General features: G+C 68.6%; 18 protein-coding genes. 7 read left to right on the forward strand and 11 right to left on the reverse strand.

The window, feature by feature from the left end:
* Window positions 1–29: 29 nt before the first annotated feature.
* The 4 genes from modC to O4G76_RS09060 form a co-directional block, all read right to left on the reverse strand.
* The gene (modC, locus tag O4G76_RS09045; RefSeq protein ID WP_269397023.1) at window positions 30–1,094 is read right to left on the reverse strand and encodes a molybdenum ABC transporter ATP-binding protein; all 1,065 of its coding nucleotides are present in this window, start codon (window positions 1,092–1,094) and stop codon (window positions 30–32) included.
* Window positions 1,091–1,783, reverse strand: coding sequence for a molybdate ABC transporter permease subunit (gene modB, locus O4G76_RS09050; protein ID WP_085894681.1), 693 nt, complete (start codon window positions 1,781–1,783; stop codon window positions 1,091–1,093). The genes modC and modB overlap by 4 nt, the downstream gene beginning before the upstream one ends.
* Window positions 1,780–2,559 (reverse strand): molybdate ABC transporter substrate-binding protein, encoded by a 780-nt coding sequence (gene modA, locus O4G76_RS09055; RefSeq protein ID WP_269397024.1) that lies wholly within the window; start codon window positions 2,557–2,559, stop codon window positions 1,780–1,782. Before modA ends, modB begins: the two co-directional genes overlap by 4 nt.
* A gap of 62 nt (window positions 2,560–2,621) precedes the next feature.
* Window positions 2,622–3,746, reverse strand: coding sequence for an acetoin utilization protein AcuC (locus O4G76_RS09060; protein ID WP_269397025.1), 1,125 nt, complete (start codon window positions 3,744–3,746; stop codon window positions 2,622–2,624).
* A gap of 138 nt (window positions 3,747–3,884) precedes the next feature.
* On the opposite strand from O4G76_RS09060, the gene O4G76_RS09065 reads away from it, so the two are divergent.
* The 5 genes from O4G76_RS09065 (at window position 3,885) to arsH (ending at window position 9,242) form a co-directional block, all read left to right on the forward strand.
* Window positions 3,885–4,376, forward strand: coding sequence for an NUDIX hydrolase (locus tag O4G76_RS09065; RefSeq protein WP_269397026.1), 492 nt, complete (start codon window positions 3,885–3,887; stop codon window positions 4,374–4,376).
* Window positions 4,377–4,445: 69 nt separating this feature from the next.
* Entirely contained in the window at window positions 4,446–4,868 is a 423-nt protein-coding gene (locus tag O4G76_RS09070; RefSeq protein WP_269397027.1) for a DUF1178 family protein, read from the forward strand.
* Between the two features lie 70 nt (window positions 4,869–4,938).
* The gene (locus tag O4G76_RS09075) at window positions 4,939–6,177 is read left to right on the forward strand and encodes an aspartate kinase (RefSeq protein ID WP_085894678.1); all 1,239 of its coding nucleotides are present in this window, start codon (window positions 4,939–4,941) and stop codon (window positions 6,175–6,177) included.
* Between the two features lie 41 nt (window positions 6,178–6,218).
* Window positions 6,219–8,474 (forward strand): phosphoenolpyruvate--protein phosphotransferase, encoded by a 2,256-nt coding sequence (ptsP, locus tag O4G76_RS09080; protein WP_269397028.1) that lies wholly within the window; start codon window positions 6,219–6,221, stop codon window positions 8,472–8,474.
* Window positions 8,475–8,534: 60 nt separating this feature from the next.
* Window positions 8,535–9,242, forward strand: coding sequence for an arsenical resistance protein ArsH (gene arsH / locus O4G76_RS09085; protein WP_269397029.1), 708 nt, complete (start codon window positions 8,535–8,537; stop codon window positions 9,240–9,242).
* Here arsH and O4G76_RS09090 read toward each other — a convergent pair.
* Window positions 9,239–10,054 (reverse strand): EcsC family protein, encoded by an 816-nt coding sequence (locus O4G76_RS09090; RefSeq protein ID WP_269397030.1) that lies wholly within the window; start codon window positions 10,052–10,054, stop codon window positions 9,239–9,241. The two genes, arsH and O4G76_RS09090, sit on opposite strands and share 4 nt — an antisense overlap.
* A 31-nt stretch (window positions 10,055–10,085) precedes the next feature.
* Window positions 10,086–10,583 carry a GNAT family N-acetyltransferase gene (locus O4G76_RS09095; protein ID WP_269397031.1) on the reverse strand — a complete coding sequence of 166 codons (498 nt, stop codon included), beginning with the start codon at window positions 10,581–10,583 and terminating at the stop codon, window positions 10,086–10,088.
* A gap of 137 nt (window positions 10,584–10,720) precedes the next feature.
* Here O4G76_RS09095 and O4G76_RS09100 point away from each other — a divergent pair, with 137 nt between their 5' ends.
* A complete protein-coding gene (locus O4G76_RS09100) occupies window positions 10,721–11,326 on the forward strand; it encodes a flavin reductase family protein (RefSeq protein ID WP_269397032.1) in 606 nt (201 codons plus the stop codon).
* 106 nt (window positions 11,327–11,432) lie between these two features.
* Here O4G76_RS09100 and O4G76_RS09105 read toward each other — a convergent pair whose 3' ends face one another.
* Window positions 11,433–13,025, reverse strand: a complete 1,593-nt coding sequence (locus O4G76_RS09105; RefSeq protein ID WP_269397033.1) for a SulP family inorganic anion transporter — start codon at window positions 13,023–13,025, stop codon at window positions 11,433–11,435.
* Between the two features lie 199 nt (window positions 13,026–13,224).
* Between O4G76_RS09105 and O4G76_RS09110 the strand changes: the two genes are divergently transcribed.
* The gene (locus tag O4G76_RS09110; protein WP_269397034.1) at window positions 13,225–13,755 is read left to right on the forward strand and encodes an adenine phosphoribosyltransferase; all 531 of its coding nucleotides are present in this window, start codon (window positions 13,225–13,227) and stop codon (window positions 13,753–13,755) included.
* 91 nt (window positions 13,756–13,846) lie between these two features.
* Here the strand turns inward: O4G76_RS09110 and O4G76_RS09115 are convergent, their stop codons facing one another.
* Genes O4G76_RS09115 through thrC form a run of 4 tightly spaced genes read right to left on the reverse strand, consistent with a single transcriptional unit; the run spans window position 13,847 to window position 18,504 of the window.
* On the reverse strand, window positions 13,847–15,256 hold the full coding sequence (locus tag O4G76_RS09115; protein WP_269397035.1) for an FAD-binding oxidoreductase: 1,410 nt from the start codon (window positions 15,254–15,256) through the stop codon (window positions 13,847–13,849).
* Between the two features lie 13 nt (window positions 15,257–15,269).
* Entirely contained in the window at window positions 15,270–15,854 is a 585-nt protein-coding gene (locus tag O4G76_RS09120; protein ID WP_269397036.1) for a GNAT family N-acetyltransferase, read from the reverse strand.
* Window positions 15,854–17,119: a pitrilysin family protein gene (locus tag O4G76_RS09125; RefSeq protein ID WP_269397037.1), complete on the reverse strand. Its 1,266-nt coding sequence runs from the start codon at window positions 17,117–17,119 to the stop codon at window positions 15,854–15,856. The genes O4G76_RS09120 and O4G76_RS09125 overlap by 1 nt, the downstream gene beginning before the upstream one ends.
* Entirely contained in the window at window positions 17,116–18,504 is a 1,389-nt protein-coding gene (gene thrC / locus O4G76_RS09130) for a threonine synthase (protein ID WP_269397038.1), read from the reverse strand. Before thrC ends, O4G76_RS09125 begins: the two co-directional genes overlap by 4 nt.
* Window positions 18,505–18,509: the final 5 nt, after the last annotated feature.

Here is an 18,509-nt window from a genome sequence, read left to right on the forward strand (position 1 = left end):
GAGGATCGAGCAACGCGCCGGCGTGTCTCTCAGACCGCGCCGCCCACATCGTCCGGCGCCACCGCGCTGGCCTTGACGATGGCCCAGACCCGTTGGCCAGGCTCCAGCCTAAGTGCGCGAGCCGAGCGGCGGGTGACCCGGGCAAGCAGCCTGTCCGCACCGCATAGCAGCCCCACCGCCGCGCCCTCCGGCCCCTCGTCGACGGCCGTCACCTCGGCGGGCAGGATATTCAACGCGCTCAGCCCCTGCGGCTTTTCGCGCGCGAGGATCACGTCCTGTGCCGAGATCCTGAGACGAAGATGCGTGCCGAGCCGCCCCAGCCGCCCCGGCAGCACGATCCGCCCGCCCGACAGCGCCAGTTCGGTCAGGCCGTCGATCCGGTCCAGCCCCGCGATGCGCGCGCGCACCACCGCACCCGCCTCCTGCGCACCGATCATGCCCACGGCGGCCGGATCGGAAAGTACCTCGCCCACCGCGCCGACCCGGCGCACGCCACCCGCCTCCATCACCACCACCGTGGTGGCGAGCCGCGCGACCTCGGAGGCGGCGTGGCTGACATAGAGGATCGGCAGCCCGGCCTCGTCGCGCAGCCGCTCCAGCCACGGCAGGATCTCCGCCTTGCGCTCGGCATCGAGCGCCGAAAGCGGCTCGTCCATCAGCAACAGGCGCGGATCCGACATCAGCGCCCGTCCGATCGCCACGCGCTGCCGCTCGCCTCCCGACAGCGCGGCGGGGCGGCGATCGAGCAGCGTATCCAGCCCCAGCAGGTCGATCACCCTGTCGCGGTCGTGGCGGCCGCCATAGGCGAGGTTCTTCGCCACGCTCATATGCGGAAACAGCCGCGCATCCTGAAAGACATAACCGACGCGCCGACGGTGCACGGGGATGTCGATGCGCGCGGCCCCGTCAAAGAGTACCGCCCCGTCCACCTCGATCCGCCCCGCCTCGGGACGCAGAAGCCCCGCCACGGCGTTGATCAGGCTGGTCTTGCCCGAGCCCGATTTTCCGAACAGCGCGATGACGCCGGGCGGTGCCTCGAAGCCTGCGTCGAGATCGAAGGCACCGAGGCGCTTTTTCACGTGAATCGCGATCATGCCGCGACCCGCCGCGCGATCCGCCGCGACAACCATTCGGATGCCAGCAGCGCGCCCATGGCCAGCGCCACCGACACCGCGACCAGCCGCAGCGCCGCGCCCTCGCCGCCCGGCATCTGCAGGAAGGCATAGATCGCGGTCGGGATGGTCCGGGTCTCGCCGGGAATGTTTGAGACGAAGGTGATCGTCGCGCCGAATTCGCCCATCGCCTTGGCAAAGGCGAGGATCGCGCCCGCCACCACGCCCGGCAGCGCTAGCGGCAGCGTCACCGTGGCAAAGACCCTGAGCCGCGAGGCTCCGAGCGTCGCCGCCGCCGCTTCGAGCCCCGGATCGACCGCCTCGAAGGCAAGCCGCATCGGCCGCACCATGAGGGGGAACGCCATGATCGCGGCGGCCAGCGCCGCGCCGGTCCAGCTGAAGGCGAAGGATATTCCAAACGGTTCGAGCAGCGACCCCAGCGGGCCCTGCCGCGAGAAGGCGATCAGCAGCAGGTAGCCCGTCACCACAGGCGGCAGGATCAGCGGCAGGTGCACCAGCCCGTTGAGCAATTGCCGCCCCGGAAATCGACCCTTGGCCAGCGCCAGCGCGCAGATCAACCCCAGCGGCAGGCTCGCGGCGACGGCGCTGGCCGAAACCTTGAGCGACAGGCGCACCGCCTGCCATTCCTCTGGCCCGAGCCAGTCGGTCATTGAGAAACCTTCTCGTCAGGTTGAGACGTCCGGGGTATGGAGAACCCCGCCGCCTCGAAGGTCGCGGCCGCCTCCGCGCCGGAGAGGAAATCGAGAAATGCCGCCGCAGCGGGATCGGCATCCGCGACGAGCGCCGCGGGGTAACGGATCGGCGGATGGCTATCCGCGGGAAACCGGCCCAAGACCGTTACGCGCGGCTCCTCGATGGCATCGGTGCCATAGACGATGCCGATCGGCGCGGCACCGCTGGCAACGAGAGCCAGCGCCGCGCGCACGTTCTCGGATTGCGCGACCCGGGCCTCCACCTCCGCCCAGAGACCAAGGCTTTCCAGCGCGGCGCGGCCATACTGGCCGGCGGGCACGGCATCGACCAGAGCCATGGCGAGGCGGCCAGAGCCCAGCATCGTGACGAGGTCGAGATCGGGGTCGATATCGACCGGGACAGCCTGCGGATCGGCAGCGATCAGGACGAGGTCGTTGCCCAGAAGGTCGCGGCGGCTGCCCGGCTCGATCAGGGCGGCGCCTTCGAGATCGTCCATCCACTCCGCGCTGGCCGAGATGAAGATATCCGCCGGCGCGCCCGCCGCGATCTGCCGTGCGAGGGCCGAACTCCCTGCATAGGAGACCGTCACCTCCGAACCGCCCTGCTCTTCCCAAGCCGCGACCACCCGGTCCAGCGGGCCTCCGAGGCTCGCCGCCGCGAAAACCAGCAGGTCGGCCCGCGCGGCACCGGGCAGCGCCAGAAACAGCGCCGCGATCAGGGGTCTCAACAGCATCATCCACCTCGTGTCTCGACCTCCCTCTCGCATCCCGTGGCCCCGCCCCGCAAGAGCACGCCTCACACCCAGGCCAGGAGCCGTGCCTCGAGCGTCGCGACACGGTCCCGAAACCCGCCCGGGATCTCGCCCGGGCGCGGCGGATCGAGCAGCGTCGTGAGCCAGCTTTCGGGTGGGGAGACCGCCCGCCTCTGCTTGTGCCACTCCAGCCCCCGCAGCACCGCCTGCGCGGGCACCGGCAGGCGATCGGGAATCTCGCGGCCAGCCAGCACCGCCCACGCGGCGGTCCAGAGACGCCCGACGCTCCAGGGGTTGTAGCCGCCGCCGCCCAGCAGAAGAAACCGCGGAGCGAGCGGCAGCAAGGCCCGCAGTACTCCGAGATGCGCGTGCCCCGACATGGCGAGCCGCGATTGCGGATCCTCGAGCAACGCATCGGCACCGCATTGCAGCACGATGGCATCGGGGCGAAACATCGCGACGGCGGGCAGGATCACGCGATCGCGCGCCACTGCCATGACATCGTCGCCCGCGCCGCTGGGGAGCGGCAGGTTGAAGACCTGGCCCGCCCCCTCGTCCTCGACCGCGCCGGTACGGGGCCAGCGGTTCTCTTCATGGGTCGAGACGATCAGCGTGTCGGAGTCATGCGCGAAGCCCGCCTCGACCCCGTCGCAATGATGCGCGTCGATATCGACATAGGCGATGCGCCGGGCGCCATGCGCCCTGAGCGAGCCGATCGCCAGAACCGGATCGTTGAGGTAGCAAAACCCGTTGGCCCGGTCGGGGAGGCCATGATGGGTGCCGCCGCCCGGCAGGTGCAACCGGCCGCCATGCCGCAGCAACTCGCCCGCCAGCAGTGCACCCCCGGCTCCCGTGGCGGGGCGGCGGAACATCTCCGCGAAGACCGGGTTCGCTGGGGTGCCGAGATGATGCTTGGCGCGGATCTCGGGCCCGACCTGTTGCGTCGCCTCGGCCGCGATCAACGCCGCGACGTATTCGGGCGTATGAAACCCGTGCAGTGCCGCCGGCCGGGCGCGCGGGCTCCGCAGATAGACATCGGGCGGCAGCCAGCCCAGCGCCCGGGCCAGATCCATGACCGTCGAGACGCGCGGCACCCGGAGCGGGTGCCACGCCCCGTAGCTCGAGCCGCGATAGATTTCGGATCCGATGAAACGTGCCGTGGCGGTCATGCGGCCCTTTCGCTGCAACCTCTGCGGGACCCGACGCGAAGTCGCCGCCGCCCGCGTGGCAGATAGCACCGATTGCAGTCTTGCCAGCCCCGGCGCGGTCGTGGAACCTCGCCCGACAGGCGCGATCCCAGAGGCCCCATGATTCAGCTTCCGCTCCGCGTCGCAAGGCGCCACCAGCGCCTCGGGCGCACCCAATTCGCCGCCCTGCCCTGGCGCATGGTGAACGACTCGTTGGAGATCTGCCTGATCACCAGCCGGGGGCGTGGCCGCTGGATCCTGCCCAAGGGCTGGCCGATGGACCGTGCCACCCCCGCAGAGGCCGCGGCGCGGGAGGCGCGCGAGGAGGCCGGTCTCATCGGCCAGCCCGAGGATCGCTGCCTCGGCGTCTGGTCCTACGTGAAGGGCGGCGCCAAGACCGGCTCCCCGCATTTCGCGATGGTGTTCCCGGTGCATGTCACGCAGGTGCTCGGCGACTGGCCAGAGCGCGGCCAGAGGCGGCGCAAATGGTTTAGCCGCGAGCGCGCGGCGACCAAGCTCGACGCCCCCGAGCTGCGGCAGATGGTGCTGCTGTTCGACCCGGCGCCGCTGCGCCCGGTTGCGGCGCCGCCGCCACCCTTTGCAGGCTCGTGATCGGCCGCGCTTTGCACCCGGCCCCGACAGCGCCTATCTGAAGCATATCCTCCACCGGGACCTGCGCCGATGATCCGCTACGACCTCACCTGCAAGAACGGCCACGCCTTCGACAGCTGGTTCGCCTCCGCGAGCGCCTATGACGCCCTCGAACGCGCCGGACAGCTGTCCTGCGCGGTCTGCGGCGATGCGCGGGTCTCCAAGGCGCTGATGGCGCCGTCGGTGAGCGAGAACGCCAAGGCGCCCGCGCGTCGTCTCTCCGAGCCCGGCAACCCGCTGGAGCGGGCGATGGCCGAACTCAGGCGCAAGGTCGAAAGCAGTTCGGATTACGTCGGCGACGCCTTCGCGCGCGAGGCCCGTGCCATGCATGAAGGCAAGACGCCGGAGCGCGCGATCCACGGCGAAGCGCGGCTCGACGAGGCGCGCCGGCTGATCGAGGACGGCATCCCCGTGGCTGCCCTGCCCTTCGCGCCGAAGCGCCGGACCAACTGAGGCGCGGTCGCGCATTGCCCTCGCGTCGCCCGGCCGCTATGGAGGCGCCGGAATCTGCGCGAGGAGAGCCATGTCGGTCCTGGTGATGAAATTCGGCGGCACCTCGGTCGCCACGCTCGACCGGATCCACCGGGCCGCGAAACGCGTGGCCGTCGAGGTGGCCAAGGGGCACGAAGTGATCGTGATCGTGTCGGCCATGGCCGGCAAGACCAACGAGCTGGTCGGCTGGGTGAACGAGACCTCGCCCATGTATGACGCGCGTGAATACGACGCCGTCACCTCCTCGGGCGAGAACGTGACCGCCGGTCTCATGGCGCTCCGGTTGCAGGAAATGGATATCCCGGCGCGCAGCTGGCAGGGCTGGCAGGTGCCGGTTCAGACCACGAGCGCGCATGGCGCGGCGCGGATCCTCGACATCCCGCCCGCCAACATCCGCGCCAAGTTCGCCGAGGGCATGAAGGTCGCCGTCGTCGCGGGCTTTCAGGGTGTGAGCCCCGAGGGCCGGATCACCACGCTGGGGCGCGGCGGCTCCGACACCACCGCAGTGGCCTTCGCCGCCGCCTTCGAGGCCGAGCGCTGCGACATCTATACCGACGTGGACGGGATCTACACGACCGACCCGCGGATCTGCGAAAAGGCCCGCAAGCTCGACCGGATCGCATTCGAGGAGATGCTCGAGCTGGCCTCTCTCGGGGCCAAGGTGTTGCAGACCCGCTCGGTCGAGCTGGCGATGCGTTACAAGGTGAAGCTGCGCGTGCTGTCGAGCTTCGAGGAACAGTCCGACGACGCGGGAACGCTCGTCTGCGACGAGGAGGAAATCATGGAAAGCAACGTGGTCGCCGGTGTCGCCTATTCCCGCGACGAGGCCAAGATGACGCTCATCTCCGTGGCCGACCGGCCCGGCATCGCCTCGGCGATCTTCGGGGCGCTGGCGGATGCGGGCGTGAACGTGGACATGATCGTCCAGAACATCTCGGAAGAAGGTCGCACCGACATGACCTTCTCCTGTCCCAACGATCAGGTGATGCGCGCCGAGAAGGCGGTCGAGGCGGCCCGTGATCGCGGCGACATCCGTTTCAACGATCTCGTCACCGATACCGGCGTGGCCAAGGTCTCGGTGGTCGGCATCGGCATGCGCAGCCATACCGGTGTCGCCGCCGACATGTTCAAGGCGCTTGCCGCCGAAGGCATCAACATCAAGGTCATCACCACCTCGGAGATCAAGATTTCCGTGCTGATCGACCGGAAATACATGGAACTCGCGGTGCAGGCCCTCCATGATGCCTTCGGGCTGGACAAGGCCGCCTGACCGGGACCACTCCCCCCGGACATGGTGGCGAGAGGGCGGCGATGGTCGATCGACTTGTAGAATCCGAAAGCCGCAAGCTTCTGGGCCGCCTTTCGGCGGTCATGGCGGAGGGCGGTGCCGGTCAGGCGCGGCTCGACCGCATCGTCGGGCTGATCGCCTCGTCGATGAAGACCGAAGTCTGCTCGATCTACCTGTTCCGCGATGCCGAGACGCTCGAGCTTTGCGCGACCGAAGGTCTCAAGGCCGAATCCGTGCACCAGACGCGGATGCGGCTGGGTGAGGGTCTCGTCGGCCGCACCGCCCGCACGCGCCAGGTCGTCAACACCGCCAATGCCCCCGGCGAGCCCGGTTTCCGTTACATGCCTGAGACCGGCGAGGAGCGCTATTCGAGCTTCTGCGGCGTGCCGATCCAGCGGCTGGGCGAACCATTGGGTGTGCTGGTGGTCCAGTCCAAGAATGCCCGCGAGTTCACCACCGACGAGGTCTACGCGCTCGAGGTCGTGGCCATGGTGCTGGCCGAGATGACCGAGCTGGGGGCCTTCGTCGATACCGGCGCGGCGCTCTCGGCGCGGCATCAGCAGGCCGTCATGTTCAAGGGCACCTCCGGCCAGGAGGGCGCGGCCGAGGGCCATGTCTGGCTGCACGAGCCGCGCGTCGTCGTCACCAACCCGATCGCCGATGACCCGGCGATCGAACTGGAGCGGCTGCGCCATGCGGTGGACAAGCTGCGGGTGACCGTCGACGAGCTGCTCTCGGGGGCGACCAGCGCCCATCCTGACCAGGTGCAGGTTCTCGAAACCTACCGCATGTTCGCCAATTCGCGCAGCTGGATGCGACGGATGGAGGAGGACATCGAGAGCGGTCTTTCGGCCGAGGCCGCGGTCGAGAAGGAGCAGTCGCTGGCGCGCTCGCGCATGAACCGCTCCGGCGATCACTACATGCGCGAGCGGCTCTCGGATCTCGACGATCTGTCGAACCGGCTTTTGCGCATCCTGACCGGCCAAGGGCGCGATACCGGCGCCGAACTGCCGGACGATCCGGTTCTGGTGGCCCGCAACATCGGCCCCGGCGAACTCCTGGAATATGGCAAGAAGCTCAGGGGCATCGTGCTCGAGGAGGGCTCGGTCGGCTCGCACGCCGCGATCGTGGCCCGGGCCTGGGCGATTCCGCTGGTGATCCACGCCAAGAACATCACCTCCGAGGCGCTCAACGGCGACGTGATCCTCGTCGATGGCGACCAGGGCGTCGCGCATCTGCGCCCGGAGGAAACGGTGAAGACCGCCTTCCGCGACAAGATCGCGATGCAGGCTCGGGCGCTGGAGCGCTACGCCTCGATCCGCGACATGAAGGCCACGGCGCTGTGCGGCACCACGATCTCGCTGCACATGAACGCCGGGCTGATGGCCGACCTGCCCTCGCTCGAAGGATCGGGTGCCGAGGGCGTCGGCCTGTTCCGCACCGAGTTGCAGTTCCTGATCCGCAACAAGATGCCCAAGCGGGCCGAGCTGTCCGCGCTCTATGCCCGGGTGATGGACGCCGCCGACGGCAAGCGTGTCGCCTTTCGCACCCTCGACATCGGCTCGGACAAGGTGCTGAGCTACATGAAGCCCAATGACGAGCCGAACCCGGCGATGGGCTGGCGCGCGGTGCGGGTGGGGCTCGACAAGCCCGGCGTACTCAGGATGCAGCTGCAGGCGCTGATCCGCGCGTCCAATGGCCGCCCGCTTTCGGTGATGTTCCCCTTCATCGCGTTGCCCGCTGAATTCTATGCCGCGCGCGAGGAGTTCGAGAAGGCGATGGAGCGCGAGCGGATCCTCGGCCACCCGCTGCCCGAGACCGTCGAGGTCGGCGCCATGCTCGAAACCCCGAGCCTCGCCTGGGCGCCGGACCAGTTCTTCCGGGAGGTCGATTTTCTCTCGGTTGGCGGCAACGATCTCAAGCAGTTCTTCTTCGCCGCCGATCGCGAGAACGAGCGGGTGCGCAGGCGCTACGACACGCTGGACGTGAGCTTTCTGGGGCTTCTCGATCACATCCTCGCCCGGGCAACCGCCGCCGGCACGCCGATCTCGTTTTGCGGCGAGGATGCGGGCCGGCCGATGGAAGCTCTGTGCCTCGCGGCATTGGGCTTTCCGATGCTGTCGATGCGCCCCGCCTCGGTCGGGCCCGTCAAGCACCTGATTCGTCACTGCAATCTCAAGGCGCTCAGGGGCGTGATCCACGAAGCCCGCGACAGCGGCGTGGCCTCGGTCCGCCCCGCCGTGACGAAATGGCTGACCTCGCAAGGCTGGCTGATGTGACGGCTTGATCCGGAGATCTCATTTCCATATATCTTGAATATTGGAAATGAGGAGACGGTCATGCCCGACTTGCCCAATCTCGACCTTGACCTCCTGCCGCCGGTCGATCCCGCGCTCTATGTCGCGCCCGGCGATCCGGGTCATGCGCCGCGCATCCTGATCCTGTATGGCAGCCTGCGCGAGCGTTCGTTTTCGCGCTTCGTGGCCGAAGAGGCGGCGCGGCTTCTGGAACATCTGGGCGCCGAGGTCCGGCTATTCGATCCCACCGGTCTGCCCCTGCCCGACGGCGCGCCCGTCGACCACCCCAAGGTGGCGGAACTGCGCGAGCTGGTGGCATGGTCCGAGGGCATGGTCTGGTCGAGCCCGGAGCGGCATGGCGCGATGACCGGCATCCTCAAGGCGCAGATCGACTGGATTCCACTGTCTCTCGGCAGCGTCCGCCCCACTCAGGGCAAGACGCTGGCGCTCGCACAGGTCTGCGGCGGTTCGCAAAGCTTCAACGCGCTCAACCAGATGCGCGTGCTGGGGCGCTGGATGCGGATGGTGACGATTCCCAACCAATCCTCGGTGGCCAAGGCCTGGGACGAGTTCGACGAGGCGGGCCGGATGAAGCCCTCGCCCTATTACAACCGCATCGTCGACGTGATGGAGGAGCTGGTGAAGTTCACGCTGATGACCCGGGGCCGTCCCCACCTCACCGATCGCTATTCCGAGCGCGTCGAAAGCGCCGAGGCGCTGTCGCGGCGGGTCAATACCGGCCGGACCTAACGCTTTGTCGGCATGCGGCGGCGCTCCAACGCCGCGTGGAAGGCGTCGAGTACCTGTTCTTCGCCATGGATCCGCGCCAGCCGCCGCAGCCCGAAATGCACATGCGCCACCTCGACATAGTAATCGACGAAGGCATAGTTCGTCCCCGCCCCCGCCGCGGCGCCGAGGATCGGCACCGCCTGCCCCGCCAGCTTCTGTCCGAGCACCGTGGCAAAGCGCGGCGCGATACGCGAGATCAGCCGGTTCACCGCGACGCCCGAGAGCCCGAGCCGGGCCCCGAGAAAGGCGGTGTCGATCCCCTCATCCTCCCCGCCCGGACCACCGGCGCCGAAGACCCGCAGGCATTCGGCCCGGGTCTCGTCGCTGGCCGGGTCTTCGCCATTCGCCTCGGCGACGCGCTGCACGGCACGGAAGATCATCGTCGTCGCCACCGGAAGTTCGGCCAGGGCGGTGGTAAGGCCGCCCAAGCCGCCCACCGCGCCCGAAATCGTGGCCATGACCCGCGCCGCCCCATCCGTGCCGAAGGCCGCCTCGAGCGCGCCTGCGCCATTGCCCGGACGCCGCGTGCGCGCGGCGACGTCGTAGCTGCGCGACAGCGCCGCGCGCGCCGCCGCCTCGATCCGGGCCCGGGCGGGCTTCGGCAACATCCGCATGCCACCTTCGACCCGGTCTCCGGCGAGGTTGATGATCCGCATCAGGCCGCGGCCCGCGCGCGCCTGTCGCTCGGCCAGAGCCGCGATCTCGGCCTTGACGGTGTCGTCGAGGGGCCGCGGCGGCACTTCGGGATTGATCTCGCGCATGGGTGTGCTCATGCGCCGATAATTGGTCTGCGCGACCGGGTTTTCAATCGGTCGGATCGGCGGCACGCGTGACTTCGCCGCCGATGCCGTCCCAAGCGCCATCCTGTAGCGCCAAACCGAGCACACGCTCGGGATTGGTCGGCGGAGGCATGAGCACGCCGCCGAGGCGCGAGAAGCCGAAACGGGAATAATAAGGCGCATCGCCCACCAGCATCATCCGCGGATGCCCGGCCATGCGCGCCCGTTCGATCACTTCGAAGATCAGCAATCCGCCCAAGCCTTCGCCCTGACGCGTGGGATGTACCGCGACCGGCCCCAGCAGCAGCGCGGCATGATCGCCCACCCGCACCGGCCAGGTCCGGATCGCGCCCGCCGCCTCGCCGGCGCGGCCCCGGGCCACGAGACAAAGCTCCGCCTCGGGGGGCACGCCGTCGCGCAACCGGTAGGAGGAGAGCGCCTCGCGGCCCGGCGCGAAACACAGGTCGTAGAGCGCCTCGACCTCGTGATGGTCTCCGGCCTGCTCCTGCGCGATCTCGGCCATGCGTCACTCCCGCCCCTTGGCGGCGAAGCGCGCCGCGCGCGCGCCCTAGCACGCCGTGGGGACGGTGCAAACCGCTCGCGCCGCTGGACCCGCCCCGGCCCAGTCGCTACCTCTTGGCGCGACCAAGGAGGAAACGCATGTTCTACCGCCCCGAGGATGGCCACAGCCTGCCGCACAACCCGTTCAACGCCATCGTCGCGCCGCGTCCCATCGCCTGGGTCTCGACCCGGGGGTCGGACGGGACCGAGAACCTCGCGCCCTATTCCTTCTTCAACGCCGTGGCCTATGTGCCGCCACAGGTGATGTTCGCCTCGACCTCGGCCAAGGAAGACCGTCCATTCTCGAAGGACACGATGTTCAACATCCGCGAGACCGGCCAATTCTGCGTCAACATCGTCGAATACGCCGCGCGCGACGCGATGAACGCCACCTCGGGGCCTTGGCCCAAGGATGAGGACGAGTTCGCAAAGGCCGGCATCGAACGCGCCACCTGCCAGACGATCGCCTGTTCGCGGGTGGCGAACGCGCCTGCGTCGCTCGAATGCCGGCTGGTGCAGATCGTGGAACTGGAAGGTGCGCACAACTTCATGGCCATCGGCGAGGTCACGGGCGTGCACATGCGCGACGACTGCATCCGAGAGGGCCGGTTCGACGTGACCGCCTTCCAGCCGCTCGCGCGGCTCGGCTACCGCGACTATGCCCGCGTGACCGAGCTGTTCAGCCTGCCCCGTCCGGGCCAGTAGCCGGTCCGACAGGCGCGAAGGGCGGCCCATCCGGGCCGCCCTTCGCGTTTCCTTGCACCTGACATACGCAAGCCCGGCCATCAAGGCCGGGCCCGCGTTTCAGTCCTCAGTGGCCGCCGCCCAAGGCGCCGGGCCGAATGTCGTAATCCACCGCCACGCCGTAGTTCGGATCGTCATCGCTCTCGACCACGAGCTGGCCGGCGCGGCGCAGCAGCGCATGGCAGTCGGGCGACAGGTGCCGCAGCACCAGCCGCTTGCCCGCGGCGGTATAGCGGTCGGCCATGGTCTCGATCGCGGCCAGTGCCGACTGGTCGGCGACCCGGCTGTGCTCGAAATCGACGATCACGTGGTCGGGGTCCTTATCGATCTGGAACAGTTCGGAGAAGCCGTCGGCCGAGCCGAAGAACAGCGGGCCCTGGATCTGATAGACCTTGGCGCCGTCATCGGTGCGGAATGTGCGCGCGCCGATCCGCGTGGCGTTCTGCCAGGCATAGGCCAGCGCCGAGACGATGACGCCCGCCACCACGGCGGTGGCGAGGTCGGTCAGGACGGTGATGACGGTCACCAGCACGATGACGATGGCATCGACGCGCGGCACCCGGCGCATCACCCGGAACGTGTTCCAGGCGAAGGTGCCGATCACGACCATGAACATCACGCCCACGAGGGCTGCGAGCGGGATCTGCTCGATCACCGGCGCGGCGAAGAGGATGAAGCACAGAAGGAAGATCGCGGCCGAGGCGGCGGCGAGCCGGGTGCGCCCGCCGGAGGAGACGTTGATCATCGACTGGCCGATCATGGCGCAGCCGCCCATGCCGCCGAAGAAGCCTGTGACGACGTTGGCGATGCCCTGCGCCACGCATTCCTGGCTCGCGCCGCCGCGCTTGCCGGTGATCTCGGAGACGAGGTTGAGCGTCAGCAGGCTCTCGATCAGGCCGATCGCGGCGAGGATCAGCGCATAGGGCAGGATGATACCCAAGGTTTCGAGGTTCAGCGGCACCAGCGGGATCGAGAACTCGGGCAGCCCGCCCGAAATCTGCGCCAGATCGCCGACGCGCGGCACCGGCAGGCCGAGGCCGATGACGATCGCCGCGACGATGCCGATCGCAGCCAGCGGCGCGGGAATGGCACGGGTCATGCGCGGCATGATCCAGATGATGAACATGGTGAGCGCTACCAGCGCCAGCATCAACACCAGCGGAAAGCCCGACAGGAAGCCGCCCGTGGCCGGATCGTGAAACTGTTCGAGCTGCGACAGGCCGATGACGATGGCGAGCCCGTTGACGAAGCCGAGCATCACCGGATGCGGCACGAGGCGCATGAACTTGCCCAGCCGGAAGATCCCCGCGAGCACCTGCAGGATGCCCATCAGCACCACCGTGGCGAAGAGATATTCGACCCCGTGTTCCGCCACGAGGCTGACCATGACGACGGCCAGCGCACCCGTGGCCCCCGAGATCATGCCGGGCCGGCCGCCGATCAGCGCGGTGATCAGGCCGACGAGGAAGGCGGCGTAGAGGCCGACCAGCGGGTTCACACCCGCGACGAAGGCGAAGGCCACCGCCTCGGGAACAAGGGCCAGCGCCACGGTCAGGCCGGAGAGGATCTCGGTCTTGAAATCGGCCGCGTTGCGCGGCAGGGCCGGGGCGTTTTCCGAGGAAACGGCGTTGGCCACCACGGCCAGGGGAGATCGGCTCATCGGCTCACTTTCGTTTGGTGGGTCTTCGGGCTGCGGTGGCGGAATAGCCCAGCCGGCCCGTCGACGGAACCCGCAAACGCGCCGTTTCCCCGAATCGGGCTTCGCAATGGCCATCGCACGCCTTATGAACGCGCCGCCCCCACTCCGGGGTACGAGACCCGATGCGGGCCCCGCCCCGCCCCCCAGGACAGGAGCCGTCATGGCCCATGTGACCGATTACATCCGCACCATCCCCGATTTCCCCCACGAGGGAATCCTGTTCCGGGACGTAACGACGCTGTTTGCCGACCGCGACGGGCTGCGCCTCGCCATCGAGGGGCTGGTCGAAGCCTGCGAAGGGCTGGAGATCGACACGGTGGCCGGGCTGGAGGCGCGCGGCTTCATCCTGGGCGGCGCGCTGGCCGACCGGCTGGGCACCGGCTTCGTGCCGATCCGCAAGAAGGGCAAGCTGCCGGGCCGCACCATCGGCCAGAGCTACAAGCTCGAATACGGCGAGGCCGAGGTCGAGCTGCATGACGACGCGCTGCACCGGGGGCAGAAGGTACTGCTGGTCGACGACCTGCTGGCCACCGGCGGCACCGCCGAGGCGGGCATCAAGCTGATCGAACGACTGGGCGCCGAGGTGGTGGCCTGTGCCTTCATCATCGACCTCAAGGATCTCGGCGGCCGCAAGCTTCTCGAGGGGCTCGGGCACCGGGTCGAGGCGCTCTGCACCTATGCGGGCGACTGAAGCTCGTCAGGGGGCTTGCGTATTCGAGGAAGAACGAGCCGGGGAGCGCGCCTTTCCCGGTTCATCTTTTTCCGATTACGCAATTCCGACCTCAGCTGCGCAGCACGGCGCCGGGGTTGAGGATGCCGTGCGGATCGAGCGCCGACTTGATCGCCCGCATCATGGCGAGCTTCGCCGGGTCGCCGTAGCGCTCCAGATCGCCGACCTTGAGCCGCCCGATCCCGTGCTCGGCGCTGACCGAGCCGCCGAAGGCATGGGCGAGATCATGGACGATCTCCTTCACGCGCGGCCGGATGTCCTCGTAATCCTTGCGGTCTCGGCCCTTGGGCGGGAACACGTTGTAATGCAGGTTGCCATCGCCCAGATGGCCGAAGCAGTTGATCCGCACATCGCCGAGCGCGCGCAGCGCCGGGCCGCCCTGCGCGATGAAGTCCGGCACCGAGGAGAGCGGCACCGAGATATCGTGCGAGGAGATCGAGCCGATCCGGCGATTGGCCTCGGGGATCGTCTCGCGCACTGACCAAAGCGCCGCGGCCTGCGCCTCCGACGAGGCGATGACGCCGTCCTCGGACAACCCGGCCGCCACCGCCGCCTCGAAAATCGCGGCGAGGCTGTCTTCGGGGCGCAGCCCCTCGGGAAGCCCCAGTTCGACCAGCACCATCCATTCGGGCATGGGATCGAGAGGCACCCGTGCGTCGAGCCCGGCTTCGATCAGGAATTCGGGGCCCTGCCGGTGCATCAGTTCGAAGGCGGTGACGTTGTCGCCGACCCGGTCGCGCGCCAGCGCGAGGAGATCGAGCGCGGCGCGCGGCGAGGCCACCTGGAACAGCGCGGTGCCCGAGGCGGCGGGAACCGGCGCCAGCTTGAGCGCGGCGGCGGTGATGACCCCGAGGGTGCCTTCCGCCCCGATCATCAGGTCGCGCAGGTCGTAGCCCGTATTGTCCTTGTAAAGCCGGGTGAGCCCGGCCCAGATCTTGCCGTCCGCCGTCACCACTTCGAGCCCGAGGCATTGTGCCCGGGCATTGCCATAGCGCAGCACGTTCAGGCCGCCCGCATTGGTCGCCAGAAGACCGCCGATCCGTGCCGACCCTTCGGAGGCGAGCGAGAGCGGGAACATCCGCCCCGCCTCGCGCGCGGCGCCCTGCACCTCGGCAAGGATCGCGCCGGCCTCGGCCACGAGTACGTTCTCGGATGGATAGACGTCGCGGATCCGGTCCATCCGTGCCAGCGACAGGATCACCGGCGCCACGCCTTCCTGCATCACCTGCCCGCCAACGAGCCCGGTGCCGCCGCCATGCGGCACCACGCCCACCCGCGCTTCGTGACAGGCGCGCAGGATCGTCGCCACCTCTTCGGTCGAAGCGGGGGCGAGCAGCACGCCCTGCCCCCTGTAGCGGCCGCGCGGCTCCTCGAGGTGCTCGGGTCCGGCCTGACGGAAGGCGGGCTCGGGAAGCCTGTCCCGCAGAGTGTCGAGGAACTCCGGAGTGGCGGCGTTCAGCATGGCGGTCTTCTCCTCAGCCCGTTGCGGTACGACCGCGCCGATCGGCCCTCAGATTGGCGTAGAGCACGTGATTGCGCCAGCGCCCGTCGATCTGCAGATAGCTTTGCGCCACGCCTTCATACTTGTAGCCGCAGCTTTCCAAGAGCCGCCGTGATGGCGTGTTCTCAGGCAGGCAGCCCGCTTCGATCCGGCTCAGATCCATGACGGTGAAGGCATGGTGCACCACCGCCTGCACCGCCTCGCGCATGTACCCCATGCGCGCGAAGGGCTCGCCGATCCAGTAGCCCGTGGTACCCGCCTGCGCCGGGCCGCGCCGGATGTTGTCGAGGGTGATCGCGCCGAGAAGCATCTGGTCGGCGCGGCGGATCAGGAACAGCGGCAGCGCCGTGTTCTGGCTGATCGAGCGCTGTGCCCAGTAGACCCGGTTCGTGAAGGCGCGACGCGTCAAGTGATCGGCGGCCCAGGTCGGCTCCCAGCGGGTCAGGAAGGCCGCCGAATCGCGACGCAGCGCCGCCCAGGCCCGGAAGTCGCCATGCACGGGCGGGCGCAAAACGAGCCGCTCGGTCTCGATCTGGACCCGCCGGCGCTGGCCGAGCATCAGGCGGCGAGCCTTTCCTTCAGCTCCTCCAGACGCGGCGCGGTCTCGGCCGGTCCATAGAGCGCCAGCGCGCTGCCCGCCCCGCCCGCGGCATGGGCGGCGAATTCGCGCACCGCCTCGACGGTGACGGCATCGATCTTCTCGACCGCCTCCTCGACCGCCGGCACGCGCCCCCAGATCGCGAGCATCCGCGCCAGACGCTCGGCCCGGTTCGAGGGGCTCTCCAGCCCCATCAGCATCCCGGCCTTCATCTGCGCCCGGGCGCGGGCCACCTCGGCCTCGCTCATGTCGCCCGCCGCGCGCTTCATCTCGTCCATCGTGATCCGTGCCAGATCGCCGATCTCCTCAGCCGAGGTGCCGGCATAGATCGTGGTCATGCCGGTATCCTCGTAGGCCCCGGCCTGCGCGAAGATGGTGTAGCACAGCCCCCGGTCCTCGCGGATCTTCTGGAACAGCCGCGAGGACATGCCGCCGCCAAGCGCGGTGGCATAGATCTGCGCGGTGTAGATCGCCGGGTCGCGGTAATGCGGACCTTCCAGCGCCATCGCGAAATGCACCTGCTCGAGCGGCTTGATGACCCGCCTCTCGCCGCCCATGAAGCGCGCGGGCGGCTGGATCGGCGCGGTGACGCGCGGCGCCAGCCCGCCGAACAGACGCTCGGCCGCGCGCACGATCTCGTCGTGATCCACGTCCCCCGCGGCCGAAAGGATCAGCTGGCCCGGCCCGTAATGCGACCGGGTGAAATCCTGCAGATCGGCGCGGCTGAACTGCGCAACACGCTCGGCCGGGCCGAGAATGGTTCGACCCAACGGCTGGTCCGGATAGGCCTCTTCCTGAAGCCAGTCGAAGATGATGTCGTCGGGCGTGTCCAGCGCCTGGCCGATCTCCTGGAGGATCACGCCGCGCTCGACCTCGATCTCCTCTTCCGAGAACACCGGGTTCAGCAGGATATCCGAGATCACGTCGAGCGCGAGCCCCACATCCTGCCCCAGCACGCGAGCATAATAGGCGGTCATCTCCCGCGAGGTATAGGCGTTGATGTAGCCGCCCACATCCTCGATCGCCTCGGCGATGGCGAGCGCCGAGCGTGTCTTGGTGCCCTTGAAGGCCATGTGCTCGAGGAAATGCGCGATGCCGTTCTGATCCGCCGTCTCGTGGCGTCCGCCAGCCAGCACCCAGATGCCGATCGAGGCCGATTGCAGCCCCGGCATCCGCTCCGTGGCGATGCGGAAACCATTGGACAGGGTGTGAAGCTGGACACTCACCGCGCGATCTTCTCCCGAATGACGGATTGCAGGGCCGCGAGATCGTTCTCGACCTGCGTCACCCGCTCCGCACGGTCATACAGCCCCGCCATCCGGGTTGGAAGGGGCGGCCGGATCGTGGTGGCGGCCTCGACCGCGTCGGGGAACTTGGCCGGATGCGCGGTGGCGAGGGTGACCATCGGGTTCGCGCCGAGATGTGCCTCGGCCACGTGCACACCCACCGCCGAATGCGGGCAGAGCAGTTCACCGGTCTGCTCGTGGATGCGACGGATCGTCTCGCGTGTATCCTCCTCGGTGGCGCGGCCCGAGGCGAAGCTGTCGCGCAGCCGGCCGATCGCGCCCTGGCTCACGGCGAAACCGCCATTCGCCTTCAGCTCGTCCATCAGCTGCGCCACGGCGGTACCGTCGCGGCCATAGGCATCCCACAAGGCCCGCTCGAAGTTCGAGGAGACCTGGATGTCCATCGAGGGACTGATGGTCGGCGTCACGCCCGACTTGCGATGCTCGCCGTTCTCGATGGTGCGGTGCAGGATGTCGTTGCGATTGGTGGCGATGACCAGCCGACCGATCGTCAGGCCCATCCGCCGGGCGATGTCACCCGCATAGATGTCGCCGAAATTGCCGGTGGGTACCGTGAAGTCGATTTCGCGATGCGGCGCGCCAAGGCTGGTGGCGGCCGTGAAATAGTAGACCACCTGCGCCAGCACCCGGCCCCAGTTGATCGAGTTCACGCCCGCAAGCCGCACCTCGTCGCGGAAGACGAAATCGTTGAACATGTCCTTGAGCGCGGCCTGACAATCGTCGAAATCGCCGGTCACCGCGAGGGTGTGGACGTTCTTTTCGCGCGGAGTGGTCATCTGCCGGCGCTGCACCTCGGAGATCCGCTCATGCGGGTAGAGGATCACCACGTCGACATTGGCGAGCCCGCGAAACGCCTCGATCGCCGCCGAGCCGGTATCGCCCGAGGTGGCACCAACGATGGTGATACGCTCGCCGGAGCGCTCAAGCGATGCCTGAAACAGCTGACCAATCAGCTGCATGGCAAAGTCCTTGAAGGCCAGGGTCGGCCCGTGGAACAGCTCCAGCAGGTGATGGTTCGGCCCGAGCTGGCTGAGTGGCGCCCGCGCCGGATGCGCAAAGCTCGCATAGGCCCTAGCGATCAGGCGGCGGAACTCGTCATCGGAGAAGGCGTCGCCGATGAAGGGGCGCATCACCCGAAAGGCCACCTCCTCGTAGGGCTGACCCGCCATGGCCGCGATCTGCGCGCGATCGAACATCGGCACGGTTTCGGGGACATAGAGACCGCCATCGCGGGCGAGGCCGGTTAGCATCGCCTCCTCGAAGGAAAGGCTCGGGGCCTGGCCGCGGGTCGAGACATAGCGCATGGGTC

Source organism: Limimaricola sp. G21655-S1, from assembly GCF_027213785.1.
Classification (GTDB): Bacteria; Pseudomonadota; Alphaproteobacteria; order Rhodobacterales; family Rhodobacteraceae; genus Limimaricola.

Coding starts and splice junctions, on each gene's coding strand:
- O4G76_RS09115 (WP_269397035.1), bottom strand. CDS start 15,256: ATGCTGAACGCCGCCACTCCGGAGTTCCTCGACACTCTGCGGGACAGG.
- O4G76_RS09065 (WP_269397026.1), top strand. CDS start 3,885: ATGATTCAGCTTCCGCTCCGCGTCGCAAGGCGCCACCAGCGCCTCGGG.
- O4G76_RS09075 (WP_085894678.1), top strand. CDS start 4,939: ATGTCGGTCCTGGTGATGAAATTCGGCGGCACCTCGGTCGCCACGCTC.
- O4G76_RS09090 (WP_269397030.1), bottom strand. CDS start 10,054: ATGAGCACACCCATGCGCGAGATCAATCCCGAAGTGCCGCCGCGGCCC.
- modB (WP_085894681.1), bottom strand. CDS start 1,783: ATGACCGACTGGCTCGGGCCAGAGGAATGGCAGGCGGTGCGCCTGTCG.
- O4G76_RS09120 (WP_269397036.1), bottom strand. CDS start 15,854: ATGCTCGGCCAGCGCCGGCGGGTCCAGATCGAGACCGAGCGGCTCGTT.
- O4G76_RS09100 (WP_269397032.1), top strand. CDS start 10,721: ATGTTCTACCGCCCCGAGGATGGCCACAGCCTGCCGCACAACCCGTTC.
- O4G76_RS09095 (WP_269397031.1), bottom strand. CDS start 10,583: ATGGCCGAGATCGCGCAGGAGCAGGCCGGAGACCATCACGAGGTCGAG.
- modA (WP_269397024.1), bottom strand. CDS start 2,559: ATGCTGTTGAGACCCCTGATCGCGGCGCTGTTTCTGGCGCTGCCCGGT.
- O4G76_RS09110 (WP_269397034.1), top strand. CDS start 13,225: ATGGCCCATGTGACCGATTACATCCGCACCATCCCCGATTTCCCCCAC.
- modC (WP_269397023.1), bottom strand. CDS start 1,094: ATGATCGCGATTCACGTGAAAAAGCGCCTCGGTGCCTTCGATCTCGAC.
- ptsP (WP_269397028.1), top strand. CDS start 6,219: ATGGTCGATCGACTTGTAGAATCCGAAAGCCGCAAGCTTCTGGGCCGC.
- arsH (WP_269397029.1), top strand. CDS start 8,535: ATGCCCGACTTGCCCAATCTCGACCTTGACCTCCTGCCGCCGGTCGAT.
- O4G76_RS09070 (WP_269397027.1), top strand. CDS start 4,446: ATGATCCGCTACGACCTCACCTGCAAGAACGGCCACGCCTTCGACAGC.
- O4G76_RS09105 (WP_269397033.1), bottom strand. CDS start 13,025: ATGAGCCGATCTCCCCTGGCCGTGGTGGCCAACGCCGTTTCCTCGGAA.
- O4G76_RS09060 (WP_269397025.1), bottom strand. CDS start 3,746: ATGACCGCCACGGCACGTTTCATCGGATCCGAAATCTATCGCGGCTCG.
- thrC (WP_269397038.1), bottom strand. CDS start 18,504: ATGCGCTATGTCTCGACCCGCGGCCAGGCCCCGAGCCTTTCCTTCGAG.